The following is a 16,484-nucleotide window of genomic DNA, read 5'->3' on the forward strand; positions in this document are numbered from 1 at the left end:
CCTGCATGCAATGTCACGTCGTTCGACAGACTGCTGGATTGGCTCTGAAAATGAGGAAGACTTCCCAAACTGTAAATTCCGATGCTGTTTGAAGCATTGGTATTGCTGGCATCAGCCTCCGCACGGTGAGTATAGGAATAATCTCCTCCAGCAGTCAGGTGCAGATGCTGAGTCATACGATAGTCCACGCCTACTCCGCCCTGCCAAAGGGAATGTGCCGATGAGCTCAGCCCATAGTCATACCCTGTGTGGCTACTCAGAACGGCAGACCAGCCAAAGCGACCGCGTAGGACGAGGCGTGAAGTCAGGGCATAATCTGCCTTGAGGCCCGCTCCCACAAAGAAATTTCCAAAGTCCCCAAAGTTATCAAAGCCACTGGATAGATAACCGCCCTGAGCAAAAGGCGTCAGAAGCAGCGACTGGGAAAGCATCAGGAAGCCCTTTCCAATCTCGCCGCGCGTTGACGTCGCTTTTGCGTCGTCCTTGCCTCCAAAACGGAATGTGTAGGGAGAACTGGCAGTAGCGTGTGATGCAAAGTGATATTTGTAATTTCTTTGCCCGTCCTGCAGTCCAAATTGCGCAGAGGCGTAGAGATTGCTGATCCCGAAAGCGTCGAACATGACAGAACTGTCCGCACGAAAGCCCGGCGTCCATCCGATACGCCGACTGTTGCTGTTCCACCCGCTTTCATACGAGTGCGTTCTTCCCGTACTCGTAGAGGTGGTTCCGGAATAGGATGTTGTGTCGGAAGACAGAGCGTCCTGAAAAGACCCAGTGATGGAAAGGCCGATCTCGCGATTTACAGCAACCACTGGAGCCGTTGCTGCGAAGGCCGAGGAGCCAGTCAGACCAGATAGTCCCAGAACAGCCAGAAAAACCTGACTCCGTATCGAACGCATGCAAGAACTCCGAAGCATTTAAAAGCCACGAAGTCTTATCGGAGCGTTACTCTATGAAACAGAGATTTCTGTAAGCGCCTCAGACGCGTTATTTTTTGGTTGTCGGATTAGCAACAGGCAGAGGCGTATGCTCGCGGCCAGAATAATTGGTCACGATTGTCCGTACGGCTCCAGCGGCTTCTTCGGCAGCCATGATGGCCGTATCTCCCCAGGCGCTATCAAGGGAGTGCGCCGGAATATCGTGCAGCTGTGTAGCGGCGCCAGCTTCCTTGCCGTCTGGCGTCAGAACATGCCATGCGATTTCGATGTGCTGGGCTGGTTTGCCGTCAAGAGAGCCACCATCGGCAATTTTAACAACGCCGCGAACAGTGAAATCAGCACCTTTGGGCTCTGTCTGAACCGAATTTGTCGCATCTGGTAGCGATGAATAAAAAGCACGCGCTAGAGACTTGTCTCCATCGCCAGGGGCACCGCTGACGCCAGCGAAATAAATCCGTGCCGCGCGGTGCATCAGGCTGTGTTGATCCTGCTGCATCATGTCTGCCTGAATGCCGGTCAGAAGATTGGCTAGTTCTGGAGCTTCCTGTGTTGCTGCGCCTTTGAGTGCCATGGCATCCCCGGCACTCCACCCCGCCATATCAACAGCAGGCCCATCGCTTTCTGCCCGGGCTTTACCATCTGGCGTCATGATCACGTAATGGGGAATGACGCTGCCATTATGTGTGTGGGCGCTCATCTTTACCCACCAGTCTCCTGGTTTCTTCGGCTGGGCAATTGCTGGAACGGATTGTGCCACCATGGCTTCGGCCAGAGCGTGCGCCCAGAGTTGAGCCGCATCGTCTGAAAGGAGTGAATCCGCAGGTGTAGGAACTGCCAGACGAGCGGGAGGAAGATTCGCTGTAGCCAATTGCCGGGCTTGCTGGCCGGGGTCCGAAAATGGGTGGGGCATATCAAAGCACCCAGCCAGACAGAGTGGCAGCAGAACAGGCAGAAAACGGCGCATCGGGGCTCCGGAGTGGTAAAGGGACATCGGGAAGTTTAGGGCAACACTTCCACGATGTCGAAACAGTGGCTTAACGGCGGATCAGGATATAATTGATTGTCACGTCGATATCGAAGTGATCGCCCTTCATGTCCGGCGGAACAGGTGGCAGATGCGCGCCCTGGAACATGCCGGTGGTCGCGGCATCCAGAGAATAAGAGCCAGACTGACCCGTCAGACGGACAGTTTTTACATGTCCAAAGCGATCCAGAACCACATGGACGGAAGACGGTCCATCCTCGCCAGCCCGGGCCGCGTCTTCCGGATAGTACATATGCGAGCGGATCCAGCGGTCAATCTCGCTGCCATAATCTTCACTGACGCCCTTGACGCTGGTGCGGGTCTGATAAGGCGCGTTGATGGCACCATTCATGCTGAGCGGCCCGAGAGACATGTCGATCGGGCCGCCTGACCCTGCCGGACGCCCACGACGATGACGATAAGGCGAAGGTTGCTCTCCGAAGGAATAGTCCATCGGGTGAGACAGCGGATTGTTGTTGCTCTGCCGGACGGAGCGATGGGCCCGATGACTATGTGGCGTCGTCTGCTGGCTCCGCTGGCTCGGCGCATTGCCGGGGGTGACAGGAGCCGGACTGGGCGCTGTCTTGGGAAGTTCGGCAGATGGTTCCTGCGGTACGGGCGGGGCCGACGGCGTTTCTGGCGTGGGGACGGCTGGCGTCGGCGCGGATTGCTGCTGATCCGGTTGTTGCTGCTCCTGCTGGGTTTCTTCCGGGCTTTGTGGGGAGGGCGGCGGCGGTGCCCCTCCTTCTTCATGCGCGCGCGGGCCCTGCATACTACTCTTGGATGGTGGCTGATCGAACACCATCTCGACCTGCGGTTCACTGCCAGCAGGTGATCCATGCATGGCATGATGCTGCGTGAGCAGAAGCGACAAAACTGCCGCATGAATACCGGCAGAAATACAGAACGGAATGACAGGTCCCGGCTCGACGATTGTCTGCGGCCGCATCATCGGCGTCAGAACCGGGCGAACGGCTGTTGCAGGCGGAACGTAATCCCTCAGTCGGGAACGGAAACCGGAAGGCGCATGAGCAGGCGCAGTGGCCGCGCGCGTTCTGCCCGCGAACAGTTTGGGTTCGCGGCGTCCTGATCTGGCGCTGTCAGAAGGTACGCTGCCGTTCATAGGGGGCGGGCGCACTCAGAAGAGGGAAGGTGGCGGCACGTCATTGCCAGGCTTTGTGCACCAGGGCGGGCGGGTTTGTCATCCGGCAGGCTGGTATCCGGTCTGGGGGTTGGCGTTGCGTCTGATGCTATCATGGCAGTAATGGGCCATTCACGAAAGAGACAAAGCGCCACAGACCTCACAGGAAAAACAGCGTCATGACAGACCCTCTCATATTGTCTCTTTCCATTGATCCGGATGTCGCTGTAGCGATCAGAAGAATTGGTCCCTGTCGTCTGCGTGGAGATGACGGGCAGGAACCTTATGATGCGCTGTTACGAGCCATTGCGGGACAACAGCTTCATGGTGCGGCGGCCCGACAGATTTTCGGTCGTTTGTGCCTTCTTGGGCCTGCAGCGTCCGAGACTGGGCCGCCTCCAGCACCAGAGGTTTTGCTGGCTTTTCCGGAAGATACACTGAGGGCCTGCGGTTTATCTGCAAGCAAACAGATCGCCATGCGAGGCGTGGCTCAGGCTCGGCTGGAGGGTCTGGTACCGACACGGCTGGAGGCGGAAACACTTGGAGATGAAGATCTGATTCAGCGCCTTGTGACTTTACGCGGTGTGGGCCGATGGACTGTAGAGATGCTGCTGATGTTCACGTTGGGTCGGCCGGACGTCATGCCAGTCGATGATTTTGGTGTGCGGGAAGGCTGGCGACGGATCAAGAAGATGGAGACGGCCCCTAAACCTAAAAATCTCAGGAGCGAAACGCTTTGTTTCTCTCCACACAGGTCCGCTCTTGCCTGGTATTGCTGGCGGGTTGCGGAAGAAGGCAAGAAAGCTGCCCTCAACACACTTACGGGCTAAACGCCCTGGCCGGTCAGGAACGCCATCATTGTCGCAATGAACGGGCGTGGCTGCTCTGCGTGCAGCCAGTGCCCGGCACCTTCCAACGTCAAAATCCGGGCCTGGGGGAACAGAGCGTGGATCAGAGCGTGATGCTCGGGCCGGACATAGTTTGAATTCTCGCCACGCAAAAACAGGGCTGGCCCGTCATAGGGCGCTGTCTGACTATCGGGCCAGCCTTCAATCCGACCAATTCCCTGCGTAATTTCATCAAATCCGATCGCCCACCCCGGAGCGCCATCCAGAGAGACATTCTGTGCCATCAGTTCGGCGACGGCCCGGCTTCCGGTAATAGGTTCGAGAAGGTCCAGCGCGCCACTCCGTGTCAGTTCTGAAGGAAAAGTGATCGCATCCAGTTTTGCAATCATGTCTCCATGGCCCTGCTGGGTCTGGGCGGGAGCCATATCCGCCACCATCAGACGCGTTACTCGGTCCGGGTCAGCCAGTGCCAGCATCATGGCGACCTTCCCGCCCATCGAATGACCGACGACCGAAAAACGCTCGATCCCAAGATCGTCAAGTGTTTCCAGAACATCCTGTGCCATCGCGGGGTAGCTCACGGGACCATGCGGGCTGACCCCATGATTGCGGAGATCCAGGGCAATCGTCCGGAATGTCTGGGAGGCTTCCCGCTGAAGAAACCCGAGATTGCGGGCTCTTCCAAACAGACCATGCAGGAAAACAACGGTTTCCGGCCCATTCCCACGTTCGATGGCATTGAGTTTCATGCATGATCCTTCCGTGACAGCAGTTGATTGAAAACAGCGTTGCGGCCAAACAGAACTACACCTGCCGTCGGGGAGACCACTTGTCCACCAGTCCCGCCCGTAACGAATTGCGTTTTCGTCTGAAGCGTCACATGCGCTCTCTCCTGCGTCATCCGGCTCTGGCCCCTGTGACGTTGCGAGCGATGGTTCGTGCCAATGAAATCTGGCTCGCTGTTCTGGCAGCGGTTGTTGGCGCGGTATCGGGCCTTTGCGTGGTGCTGATAACAACCGTGACGCTGTCTCTGCACAGTGTTCTGTTTGGCAGAGGCAACACCATGAATGGCCATCTGTCTGGCCTGACATGGTTGCCTCCCTGGCGTGTTCTGATGGTTCTGACGCTGGGCGGTCTTGCTCTGGGGCTGTTTGGGGTTGTCTTCAGCAAAATCATGCCCCGCCGGCCCGTCGATCCGATCGAAGCCAATGCCCTTCATGGCGGGCGCATGTCTGTCCGTGACAGTCTGATCGTCGCATTGCAGACCGTTATTTCCAACGGGGTTGGAGGGTCTATCGGACTCGAAGCCGGCTTTACTCAGATTGCTGCCGCTCTGGGCTCCCGGATGGGGCAGGCTTTTCGTGTCCGGCGTGAAGATCTGCGTGTTCTGGTTGGGGCTGCGGCGGGCGCGGCCATCGGGGCTGCGTTCAATGCTCCTGTTGCCGGGGCATTTTATGCCTTCGAACTCGTCATCGGTTCCTATTCGCTGGTCAGTCTGTCTCCCGTTGCGATTGCTGCGCTCGCAGGCGTCGGCGTCGCACATCTGTTCGGGCATATGCCTGCCGCCGTCATGATCGCGGACCCAGGCGTGCTAACATGGAATGGCAGTTTCAGCGTTGTCATCATCAGCGTACTGTCCGCACTTACAGCCATTGGCGTCATGTACTGCGTAACCCAGACGGAAACACTGTTTCGGCTTCTGCCTGGTCCTGTCTGGCTGAAACCTGCCGTTGGCGGGTGTCTTGTCGGAGGGCTCGCCATTCTTCACCCTTCAGTTCTGTCTGCCGGGCATGATGCAATGCGTGTAGTGTTTGCCGGGTGGATCACACCCTGGATGGCTTTGGGTCTCTTGTTGCTCAAAGCTCTGGCATCCTGCATCTCAATTGGCTCCGGCTTTCGGGGCGGCCTTTTCTTTGCCTCTCTCTATCTCGGAACGCTGGCGGGAACCGTGTACGGGGCCCTACTCGAATGGCTGGGTCTGGCCCCCGTTTCGCCGACAGCCTGTGCATTGATCGGCATGAGTGCCATGGCAGTGGCCATCATTGGCAGCCCCATGACCATGGTATGCCTGCTGCTGGAACTGACGGGCAGTATTTCCATGAGTGGCGCGACCTTCGTGGCCGCAGTGCTCTCGTTACTGACCGTCCGGCGCCTGTTCGGGTACAGTTTCGCAACCTGGCGCTTTCATCTTCGGGGTGAGTCCATTCGCTCCGCTGTGGATATCGGTTGGATGCGCTCCCTGAATGTCCGTCGTATGATGCGCGGACAGGTCAGGACGATCCCCTTCGACACACCACTCAACAGGGTGCAGGCTCTTTTTCCTCTTGGGTCGGCGCAGCGGATTGTTCTTCTGGATCGGGATGGGCGTTATGTCGGAATGGTCAATGTGGCGGAACTGCAAGCTGTTCCGCCAGCCGCCACACCCGTCATGGCCTTGGCGCACTTCGAAAATGCCATGCTCACACCGCTTTTGACGGTCCGCGAAGCTGTGGAACTGTTCGAGCGTGCAGAAGCTGATGCCCTCGTCGTCGTCGAAGATCTCCAGTCACGGCAGGTGGTGGGTATCCTCACGGAACAGCATGCGCTTCGCCGATATGCCGAGGAACTGGAGCGCAGTCGTCGCACGCTCGCCGGGGAAGAAGGTGCTTCAACGTGAAGCACTCTTGGCATTACGGCCTTGGCGCTTCAACATGACAGTCCATTCACAGGAGAATTTCCATGTCCAACACGCCTGAAGATCGTCTCGCCGCTCTCGAAATCACCCTGCCGGAAGCTGCTGCACCAGTCGCAAATTATGTGACAACCGTTCTGACGGGGAACCTGCTCGTCGTGTCTGGTCAGCTTCCACTGGTGGATGGCAAGTTGCTCATCACGGGCAAGCTGGGCGATGAAGTGTCCAACCATGCTGGTGTGGCTTGCGCCCGCGCCTGCCTGATCAACGTCATTTCTCAGGCCAAAGCAGCGCTGGGCGGTGATCTGTCGCGCATCAAGCGCGTTGTGCGTCTCGGCGGGTTCATTGCCTGCACGCCGGAATTCACCGAGCACGCTGTTGTCATGAACGGTGCGTCTGATCTGGCTGTTGAAGTCTTTGGTGACGCAGGTCGTCACGCCCGTTCGACGATTGGCGTTCCAAGCCTGCCGGTGAATGCGCCGGTTGAAGTCGAAGCTCTGTTCGAAGTCGTCTGAGATCGAATATGCGGGAGGCCTTCAAGGCTTCCCACTTTTAGAGGGCTAAGGTTGTTTTTTCTCATCTGAGCCACACGTTTACCCAGATGCGTCAGATGGATTTGCAGGATCAGCCCTCATGAATAACGCCTCGGAGCCGGAGTGGTCTCTGACGCTACACGCGTCCATTCACGACATTGGTTCTTTTGAATGGGACGCCTGTGCCGGAGACGAAAATCCCTTCGTCTCATTCGCGTTTTTATCTGCACTCGAAGACAGTGGCTCCGTTGCGGATCGAACGGGTTGGCTGGTGCGTCATGCTGCTCTCCGTGCCCCGGACGGAACCATTCTGGCACTGGCTCCTCTCTATGGAAAAGTCCATTCCATGGGAGAGTATGTCTTCGATCAGTCCTGGGCGCGGGCCTATGAAGCCGCCGGGGGTCGGTATTACCCTAAATTCCAGTGCGCTGTGCCCTTCTCTCCTGTCCCCGGTCCACGTCTTTTGCTTCGGAAAGACCTGCCAGACCCAGACGCTGTGGGACAGGCTCTCGCAGCGGGACTTATGCAGGCTGCGTCCCAATTAGGTCTGTCGTCCGTTCACGCGACCTTCTGCAACGAACAGTCCATGGCGGCTTTCAAAAGCGCGGGATACCTGACACGGCTTGGCATACAGTACCATTGGCACAATCAGGGATATGACAGTTTCGAAGGCTTCCTGAACGCTCTCTCCTCCCGCAAACGCAAGGCCGTGCGCAAGGAACGGAAGTCCGCGCAGTCCTGCGGACTGACATTCGTGACACGGCGGGGACAGGAGATTACGCCTGCTGACTGGTCTGCGTTCTATCGCTTCTATCAATCCACGATCGACCGGAAATGGGGGAGCGCTTACCTTTCGGAGGCGTTTTTCCCGATACTCTCGGAGCGGTTGGGGGACCGTGTGGTTCTGATGATGGCCGAGCATGAGGGCAAGCCGGTGGCCGGGGCGCTGAACCTGATGGGGCAGGATGCGCTTTTCGGCCGGAACTGGGGATGTGAAGGGGACTGGCCATTCCTGCATTTCGAGCTTTGTTACTATCAGGCCATCGACTTCGCGATTGCTCATGGTCTGAGCCGCGTTGAGGCCGGCGCTCAGGGGGAACACAAGATCCAGCGTGGCTATCTGCCAGCCTTTACACATTCTGCTCATGCCATTGCCGACCCCGGCCTGCGCAATGCGGTGGCGGCGTTTCTGGATGAAGAGCGGGCGGCCATTCGCGACGAAGCAGAGGCCCTTGCGGCATATTCTCCCTATCGTCAGGACGACTCGTCCTGATCGTGCCGGTTAACGATTGGGAAAGGGTCTGACGGGTAAGCTCTTTCCTGACAGCGGGATGCCGGAGCTTCAGTCGTGGAGAACAGTACCTATATTGCCCTTTCGCGTATGGACGCCCAGCAACGTGCCATGTCGGTCGTCGCGGACAACATGTCGAACGCTTCGACGGTTGGCTATAAGCGCGAAAGCGTTCTGTTCAGCGATTATCTGTCCAAACAGCACGCCGCCAGTCAGCCAACAGGCTCCGAGACACAGGCTTATACCCAGGACCGCGCAACCTATCGGGATTTCCAGCAGGGCGATCTGCAACAGACCGGAAATCCGCTCGATCTTGCGTTGGGCGGGGAAGGCTACTTTCAGGTGCAGACAGCCAACGGTGTACGACTGACGCGTGCCGGGCGCTTTGAGAAGCAGCAGGACGGAACCGTTGTCGATGAAGCGGGTAATGCGCTTCTGGATCGCGAAGGGCAGCCCATCGTCCTGCCAACAACCGATCATCGGCTGACGATTTCATCTGACGGTGTGATTTCAACTGAAACCGGCGAGGCCGGACAGATCGGAATTGTGACGGCACGCGACAACAATACGCTTCAGGCAGAAGGCAGCCATCTTCTGCGCTCTGACCAGCCGACGAATGCTGTTGATCGCCCGCAGGTCATGCAGGGGATGCTCGAAGGCAGCAACGTGCAGATGATGTCTGAAGTCACGAAGATGATGGATATCCAGCGCAATTTTGATTTCATGGCGCAGTTCGTGAATGCCGAAGCGACCCGCCAGCAGAACGCAATCGACAAAATCGTTCAGGTTTCAGCCTGACAGTTTTCCTGACGGGACAAGGATCCATTTCCCATGCGCGCACTCGACATCGCCGGAACGGGCATGCAGGCCCAGCAGACCAACGTTGAAACCATTTCCAACAATATCGCGAACATGAGCACCACAGGCTACAAGCGCTCACGTGCGGAGTTTCAGGATCTGATTTATCAGAACATCCGTCGTGTCGGCACAAGCTCTTCCGATACGGGCACGACGGTTCCGTCCGGTGCGCAGGTTGGTCTCGGTGTAAAAACTGCGGCGATTTATCGCATCAACGATCAGGGCAGTCTGGAGCAGACCAGTAATTCTCTGGATCTTGCCGTGCAGGGAAAAGGTTATTTCCAGATCCAGCTTCCGTCAGGGCAGTTGGCCTACACCCGGGACGGTACGTTCTCGATGGATAATACAGGATCGCTTGTCACAGCGGACGGCTATCAACTTAGCCCGACCATCACGATTCCCAACAATGCTCAGAGCGTCAGCATCGATCAGTCCGGGCAGGTGAGTGTGACGGTTGCCGGGCAGAATAACTCCACGGTGGTTGGTCAGATCCAACTCGCGACTTTCACCAACGAGAACGGTCTGGATGCCATGGGGCAGAACCTGTTCACGCCAACCACTGCGTCTGGGGACGCGATGCTGGGAACACCAAACACGACCGGCTACGGTAGTGTCATGCAGGGGTATGTTGAGAATTCCAACGTCAATGTTGTGACGGAAATTACTGATCTCATTACAGCGCAACGTGCTTATGAGATGAACAGCAAGGTCATCACTTCCGCTGATGACATGATGCAGACCCTTAACAATCTGGGTGGTCGTTAATCATGGTGCGTGGGCTGTCGTGCCTACCCCTGTTGGCGTTGCTCGCCTCTGGGTCTGTGCATGCAGCAACTTTGCGAACCAATATTCGCGTCGACCATCCACGGGTTCGTTTGTCCGATCTGTTTTCTGGTCTGACCGCCGGGCAGGATGCTGACATTGGCGATGCGCCCGCGCTGGGAGGCAACTACGTTGTCGGTGGACCTCAGCTTACAGCGATCGCTGCTCAATTCGGGGTGGACTGGCCAGACGCTTCGCCTCTCGTCTCCACAACCGTAACGCGCGCAACCCGGATGATTGAAGAAGACGATGTGCTGCCCGTGTTGAGGCAAAGCTTCGATTTCCCGGAAGATGCGCATGTTGAAATGACCCTGGCCGGTTTTAAACCGGTGGCTGTCCCTGCTCAGGAGACAGCGGCTCCGACTGTTTTGCATCTTGATCGGTCGTCCCATGGAGGAGGACATTTCAGTGCTCGTATGGAAATTCCTTCAAGTACAGGTGGGAAAGGAACCGCATTTCCTGTTACCGGCACCGTGACGATGGAAGTTAAGGCTGTTGCGCTCCGGCATTCTGTTCGGCCGGGGCAACCCATTCTGCCTGAGGATGTCAGTATAACGTTGCTCAGATCTTCGGATGTTCCGGATGATGCATTGCAATCGGTAGATGATGCCGTGGGGTTGGAAACAAGAAGCAGCCTGTCTGCCGGGCAGGTTCTCGCCTCTTCGCAGCTTGTTCATCCGCAGCTTGTCAAAAGAGGATCACCGGTCGTTCTGTCCTACTCCCAGTCTAGCCTGCACCTGACTGTGTCTGGCACTGTCATGGAAGCAGGTGGAAAGGGCGACATGGTGCATGTCTATAATGCAAGCAGCCGTATGGTTCTGACTGGGCGTGTTATTGGCAGAACGGAAGTAGAAGTCATTCCAGGTATCACACCTCTCTCTGCTGACAGCCGGAACCGCCCGGAGGCGGTAAGCCTGCCGACACTCTGAAAAATCAGGCTTTCTCCGGTTGGGAGCTGGAACGGCCCAGCCGGTGAATGCGCTGTATGATTTTTGCACTCAGCCGGCGCATCCACTTCCCAATCGCATCCATCCAGAGATAGACAATCGGCGTCGTATAAAGCGTGAGAAGCTGGCTCACGATCATTCCGCCTAGCACGGAGACACCTAGCGGCGCACGCATTTCGCTACCATAGCCGTGCCCGATAATCAGCGGTACGGCTCCGAGAGCCGCAGCGAGGGACGTCATGAGAATGGGGCGGAAGCGGGTGATGGAGGCTTTGAAAATAGCGTCTTTGGGAGACAACCCTTCAGACCGTTCTGCATGGATCGCAAAGTCGATGACCAGAATGGCGTTTTTCTTCACGATACCTGTCAGAAGAATAATTCCTATGACCGCCACGACGCTGAAGGGCAGCCCAAAACACCACAGTCCTATGACCGCGCCAATGCCAGCGGAGGGAAGCGTTGAAAGAATGGTAATGGGATGGATCAGGCTCTCATAGAGAATACCCAGAACGATATACATGACAGCAATCGCGGCTGCGAAAGCGATCAGAGCATTGATCATGACCTTGGTCGTATCGCCTGCAGTGCCTGTAAACTCACCCAGAATACCGTCAGGAGCGTGTGTTTCCTTCATGGTGTCCTGAATCAGTTTGACACCTTGGGCATAGGTGACACCTTGAGCCAGATCGAAGGAGATGGCTGTCGAATAATAGCCTGAACGATGGGTGACATCGAGGGGCTGCTGCTTCCACAGAACGGAGGCCACGTTATCCAGAGGAATCATGGTTTCCATGGCAGACGAGACGGCTGAACCGCTCGATTTGTTACCGGAAATCTGGTTGGCAAGAGAATTCTGGATAGATGAGGACGCAAGAGACGCGAAGGTGCTTTCCGTAGCAGTGGTAGAGGCTTTGGCTCGGATCAGGTTTGACGCTACACCACCGGCAGCCGTCCCAGCTGAGGTGGAAATCCAAATCTGATGCAACGTATTCGGGTCTGTCCGATATTTGGGATCAAGGACCATGATGACACGGTGTGTCGTGAGTGGCAGATGAATGGTGGAAACAATGGCCTGACCGTAGGAGTCATACAGGACATTCTGGATAAGCTGAGGTGTTACGCCGTATCGCGCTTCTGTGTCTCTGTGTACGGTAATATAGGCAGCGACGGACTGGCTTTCTGTTGCAGATGAAACGTTGATCATCTTCCCCGATGCGCGCAGGGCCCCCAGCATCTTCGGCAGATAGCTGGTCAGGCTGGCAATATCTTCGCTGCGGAGTACATACCGGTAGGCGCCGGTGTTCTTCTGGCCGCTTCCGCCCTGACTGTTTCCACCGACGTTCCAGAACATGACGTCTGCGCCTGGTTGAACCGGAACGGCTTTGCGAATACGGGCAAGGACCGTAGCTACGGGAGCGCGCTCGCTCTTTTCCTTGAGGTGAAGGTAAAGTTCACCTGAATTCTTGTCGTCGCTGAAAATCGTGGTTGATGTAATGTCCGGGTCTTTCTGGACGATGGCTCCAACAGCGCGCAATCGGCGATCAATTTCATCAAAGGACATGGTCGCATCTCCTTTGATGCGACCGCCGATCAGGGAAATGTCCTGCTCAGGAATGAACTCCTTTGGCATGATGATGACGGACCCGACCAGCAGGATGAAGCTGAGAGGAAGGGTGAGACCCATCAGGACCGTATGGCGAAGGCACCAGTGCATGGAGCGTGCATACAGGCGGACCATGCCGTCCAGACCTGCTTCCGTAACGCGGATGATCGCACCGCTCAGGCCAGTGCGAGGGCCTGTTCCATGGTCAATCTCCAGCATACGTGCACACATCATGGGCGTCAGCGTAAGGGACAGCCACATCGAGATCACGATGGCGGAAATCATGGTCATGCAGAACTCGAACATGATCGAGCCTGCGGTTCCCGGAAGAAAAAGAAGCGGGATGAAGACAGCTACGAGGGACGCGCTGATGGACAGGACCGTGAACCCGATCTCGGAAGACCCGACAATACTGGCTTCATAACGGTCCATTCCGTTTTCCATGTGACGGGCGATGTTCTCCAGCACCACGATCGCATCGTCCACCACAAACCCGACAGCGATTGTCAAAGACATCAAGGACAGGACGTCCAGCGTAAAGTTAAAATACGCCATGGCGGCGAGTGTGCCTGACAGGGCGATCGGTACAGTGACAGCAGGAATGACGGTCGTCATCACTTTCCGGAAGAACAGCAGGATGACCAGAACCACCAGAATAACCGAGATGACAAGGGCTTCCTTGGCATCGTCGAGGGCTGCCCGGACGGAGCGAGACGTATCCAGCCCTACAACCAGTTTTACGCTTCCTGGTAGTCCTGCTCTCAACTTGTCCAGATTGGCGTTGATCCCGTTGACGATTTCGACGGTATTGGCATGAGGTTGCCCTGAGACGACCATCGTAATGGCGCGGTGACCGTTGATATAACTGGTCTGATAAACGTCCTGAACGCCGTCATAGACCTTGGCAACGTCTTTGAGGCGAACAGGGTAGAAGCTGTTCCGGTAGCCGACGATCAGATCCTGATACTGGTCCGCCCTGACCGCCTGATCGTTGGTGGATAGCAGCATCCGCTTGCCGTGACTGTCGATGAAGCCTTTGGGGGTGAAGGCATTGGCCGAGGCGAGCGCGGTCCGGATATCTTCAAATCCGATACCCCATTTGTAGAGGGGGCCGGGATTGAGTTCCACGCGAACAGCAGGGTTTGAGGATCCGACGACTTCTACACGACCAACGCCCTTAACCTGAGCAAGGTAGGGTTTGACCTGAATATTCGCCACATCATACAGTTCGGCCTGCGTCAGTTGATCGGTTGTGATGCTGAGCAGATAAACCGGAAAGCCACTTCCATCGAGTTTGAACGCCTGAGGATCGTCATCCAGAGTACCGGAAGGCAGGTCACTCCGTGCGGCTCTGAGTGCGGCCTGAACGTCTCGCAGGGCTCCATCGATATTTCGGGAAGAAGAAAACTCCAGAAAGATCTGTGCCTGCCCCTGACTGGTATCGGATTCGATGTGTTGCAGATCGGCAATTGAGCCGAGACGACGCTCCAGCGGCGTCGTGACGGAGGTTGCCATCTGTTGCGGGTCGGCGCCTGGTTGGGTCGCCACGACCATGATGTTGGTCGTCGTTGCATCGGGCATCGTCGCAACAGGTAGTAGAGGATAGCAGATGAGACCCGCCATGAAGATGGCGATGGACATCAGGGTCGTCGCGACGGGGCGATCAATGAACAGGCGGCAGAAATTCATGCCGACAGCTTATCCTCGATTACGGCTTTTTGGTCATTACCATTAGGACACGAAAAGTCATTTCGTGCGATGAGAATGATCAGTAATCCGGCATTCCGTGGGGTTGGGCCGAGGGTTGGCGGCAGTAATAATGTTCTGTCAGTCGTGGTGGCAGAAGATCCGTCAGCCTTGCGCCGAGAACAAGCCATTTCGGGAAGGTGACACGTCGCTTACCACGCAGTGTTCCCCGGAGAATGTGACGTACGGCTGTGTCTGTTGAAACCAGTCCTGGCATAGGAAAACGGTTTTTTCTAACCATTGGTGTATCTACAAAACCACAGCAGACACTGGTTAGGGTAATCCCTGATTTTTCCAGTGTTGAAGCGGTTGCCACCGTGAAGCGGTCAAGCGCTGCCTTGGAAGCAGAATAGGACGGGGTACCGGGATAGGACACAAACCCGGCTACTGAAGCAATTACGCAGATCCGGCCTCGCCGGCCGTGTGGATCAAGAGCCTGCTTCTTCATGACGTCCATGGCAGGGAATAGCGTGTTCAGGGAGCCTAGAAGGTTGGTCTCAATCATGAGACGGGCATGATCTTCGCGTTCTGGAGTGGGAATAGCCGTTTTGGGTGGGGGAAGGCCGCCTGTAATGCCAGCACAGGCGAAGACCATGTCCAGCCGGATGGTACCTTCTGCATGAATCCACTCGGCCATGTCCTCTCGGTCCCGCGTATCAAGAACGCGAGTTTTGACAGTAGCGCCCAGGTTTTCGCAAAGACGTCGTGTTTCGTTCAGACCCTTAGGGTCACAATCTCCCAGTACAAGGTGGTGATCTGCTCGGGCCAGCCGACACGCCAGCCCTCGACCAATGCCAGAAGCCGCACCTGTGATCAGGATTTTCACCGGGCGGGACAACTGCTGGGGGGCGTTTGGCCTGACATAAGAGTCCGCACAAACGTATGGGCATCTGTCGTTACGGCACTGAGTGTCCCATTATGGCTTGCGCCGCCATAAGTGTGATGGGTGACGGATGTCCCGGCCGCACAGAGGGCGGAAACCAGACGTTGTTGCTCATTGGGGTAAGAATGAATGTCCTGTGTTCCTGTTGCGATCATAACCGGCGTGGAAAGTGACAGGGAGGGATATTCTGCCCATTTCAACGCAGGTGTCAGAACTGCTTCCGCATCGGGGCGCAGCGTGGAGGCCGGTGTCAGGCCAGAGCGGTGGGCCATGGGAAAGAAGTCTGAACTGCATGTTGTGGCAGCGTCGTGCATGAGCGCCAGTGCCCGCGTCGTGAATACAGCGTTTGGATCAAAAGATGGGTCGGCCTGCGAGAGGGAAGCACCCAAGGACAGAAGTTCGGGCACGGCTGGCGAGAAACTGTGCGGATTGCGCGGATGGAGAAGATCCTGAACACCCTGCGCGTCGAGATAAGGCGGAGCGACAGCGACCGTTCCGACGATATGCAGTTGCGGTGCATAAGTTGCGGCCATGGCGGCTGCTGCAAGGGCGGTCTGCGCGCCTTGCGAATGACCGCTGAGAACGGTTGTCAGGGAGATGGACGGGAAGCGGGCATGGGCGGCGCGGACAGAGTCCAGCATGCTCATGCCTTCAGAACGCGCATTGAGCAGCAGGGCATCCCCTGGTTCTCCGAGGCCCGGATAATCCGTTGCCACGATCGCAAAACCCTGTTGCAGCCATGGCGCGTAGAAATGCTCCTGCACGGTTCCCAGACCCATGACAGAGGGTGCACAGGTCAGGTGAAGGCCGCTCTCGCCATGACCCCATGCAAGAACAGGCCAGCCGCCAGCCGGAGGTGTGCCACGCGGGATCAGAACCTCGGCGGACACGCGCACAAGCTGTTTCGGATTTCGGGCATCCGAACTCCGGTAAGTCAGACGCCAGGCCTGTCCCGGAATATGGGAGATCATATGATCGATCTGAATGGCCTGTCCGGCGGCGACCGGTGCGCTCAGCGAGTACGAATCCCCATCGTCCTGAGACGCGCAGCCTGAGAGAAGAGCGAGGGACAGTCCGAAAAGAGCGGTTGTACCGAGTGTCTTGTAAAAACGGGTCAGGGTCATGGCTGCTTGTGATCTCCAGCGCAGGAAAACGCATCATAGCAGCGGAGGTTGTCTG

Annotated in this window: 14 protein-coding genes; 7 read left to right on the plus strand and 7 right to left on the minus strand. The window is 56.8% G+C overall.

The window, feature by feature from the left end; all coding sequences use genetic code 11:
- The 3 genes from GJA01_RS10205 to GJA01_RS10215 all read right to left on the minus strand — a co-directional run.
- On the minus strand, window positions 1–899 hold an 899-nt coding region (locus tag GJA01_RS10205; RefSeq protein ID WP_099282362.1), incomplete at its 3' end, for a hypothetical protein.
- A gap of 88 nt (window positions 900–987) precedes the next feature.
- Complete coding sequence (locus GJA01_RS10210) at window positions 988–1,902, minus strand: hypothetical protein (protein ID WP_062503821.1); 915 nt, start codon at window positions 1,900–1,902, stop codon at window positions 988–990.
- A 70-nt stretch (window positions 1,903–1,972) separates the two neighbouring features.
- Complete coding sequence (locus GJA01_RS10215; RefSeq protein WP_062503819.1) at window positions 1,973–3,085, minus strand: energy transducer TonB; 1,113 nt, start codon at window positions 3,083–3,085, stop codon at window positions 1,973–1,975.
- A gap of 197 nt (window positions 3,086–3,282) precedes the next feature.
- Here GJA01_RS10215 and GJA01_RS10220 point away from each other — a divergent pair, with 197 nt between their 5' ends.
- Window positions 3,283–3,933: a DNA-3-methyladenine glycosylase family protein gene (locus GJA01_RS10220; protein WP_062503817.1), complete on the plus strand. Its 651-nt coding sequence runs from the start codon at window positions 3,283–3,285 to the stop codon at window positions 3,931–3,933.
- Here GJA01_RS10220 and GJA01_RS10225 read toward each other — a convergent pair.
- Entirely contained in the window at window positions 3,930–4,700 is a 771-nt protein-coding gene (locus tag GJA01_RS10225; RefSeq protein ID WP_062503815.1) for an alpha/beta fold hydrolase, read from the minus strand. The two genes, GJA01_RS10220 and GJA01_RS10225, sit on opposite strands and share 4 nt — an antisense overlap.
- A gap of 131 nt (window positions 4,701–4,831) precedes the next feature.
- Between GJA01_RS10225 and GJA01_RS10230 the strand changes: the two genes are divergently transcribed.
- The 6 genes from GJA01_RS10230 to flgA all read left to right on the plus strand — a co-directional run bounded on the left by GJA01_RS10230 (window position 4,832) and on the right by flgA (window position 11,055).
- Window positions 4,832–6,607, plus strand: coding sequence for a chloride channel protein (locus GJA01_RS10230; protein WP_062503813.1), 1,776 nt, complete (start codon window positions 4,832–4,834; stop codon window positions 6,605–6,607).
- A 62-nt stretch (window positions 6,608–6,669) separates the two neighbouring features.
- A complete protein-coding gene (locus GJA01_RS10235) occupies window positions 6,670–7,137 on the plus strand; it encodes a RidA family protein (RefSeq protein ID WP_010503058.1) in 468 nt (155 codons plus the stop codon).
- Window positions 7,138–7,255: 118 nt separating this feature from the next.
- Window positions 7,256–8,428 carry a GNAT family N-acetyltransferase gene (locus tag GJA01_RS10240; RefSeq protein WP_062503811.1) on the plus strand — a complete coding sequence of 391 codons (1,173 nt, stop codon included), beginning with the start codon at window positions 7,256–7,258 and terminating at the stop codon, window positions 8,426–8,428.
- 75 nt (window positions 8,429–8,503) lie between these two features.
- Window positions 8,504–9,244 carry a flagellar basal-body rod protein FlgF gene (gene flgF, locus GJA01_RS10245; RefSeq protein WP_010503060.1) on the plus strand — a complete coding sequence of 247 codons (741 nt, stop codon included), beginning with the start codon at window positions 8,504–8,506 and terminating at the stop codon, window positions 9,242–9,244.
- A 33-nt stretch (window positions 9,245–9,277) separates the two neighbouring features.
- A complete protein-coding gene (gene flgG / locus GJA01_RS10250; RefSeq protein ID WP_007284063.1) occupies window positions 9,278–10,069 on the plus strand; it encodes a flagellar basal-body rod protein FlgG in 792 nt (263 codons plus the stop codon).
- Between the two features lie 2 nt (window positions 10,070–10,071).
- The gene (gene flgA, locus GJA01_RS10255; protein ID WP_062503809.1) at window positions 10,072–11,055 is read left to right on the plus strand and encodes a flagellar basal body P-ring formation chaperone FlgA; all 984 of its coding nucleotides are present in this window, start codon (window positions 10,072–10,074) and stop codon (window positions 11,053–11,055) included.
- 4 nt (window positions 11,056–11,059) lie between these two features.
- Here the strand turns inward: flgA and GJA01_RS10260 are convergent, their stop codons facing one another.
- From GJA01_RS10260 to GJA01_RS10270, 3 genes are all read right to left on the minus strand, one after another.
- The gene (locus GJA01_RS10260) at window positions 11,060–14,365 is read right to left on the minus strand and encodes an efflux RND transporter permease subunit (RefSeq protein WP_062503807.1); all 3,306 of its coding nucleotides are present in this window, start codon (window positions 14,363–14,365) and stop codon (window positions 11,060–11,062) included.
- A gap of 79 nt (window positions 14,366–14,444) precedes the next feature.
- Window positions 14,445–15,248, minus strand: coding sequence for an SDR family NAD(P)-dependent oxidoreductase (locus GJA01_RS10265; protein WP_062503805.1), 804 nt, complete (start codon window positions 15,246–15,248; stop codon window positions 14,445–14,447).
- Window positions 15,245–16,429, minus strand: coding sequence for a lipase family protein (locus GJA01_RS10270; RefSeq protein WP_062503804.1), 1,185 nt, complete (start codon window positions 16,427–16,429; stop codon window positions 15,245–15,247). Before GJA01_RS10270 ends, GJA01_RS10265 begins: the two co-directional genes overlap by 4 nt.
- Window positions 16,430–16,484 lie beyond the last annotated feature (55 nt).

Origin of the sequence: Gluconobacter japonicus (genome assembly GCF_002723975.1) — a bacterium.
GTDB classification, from domain to species: domain Bacteria; phylum Pseudomonadota; class Alphaproteobacteria; order Acetobacterales; family Acetobacteraceae; genus Gluconobacter; species Gluconobacter japonicus.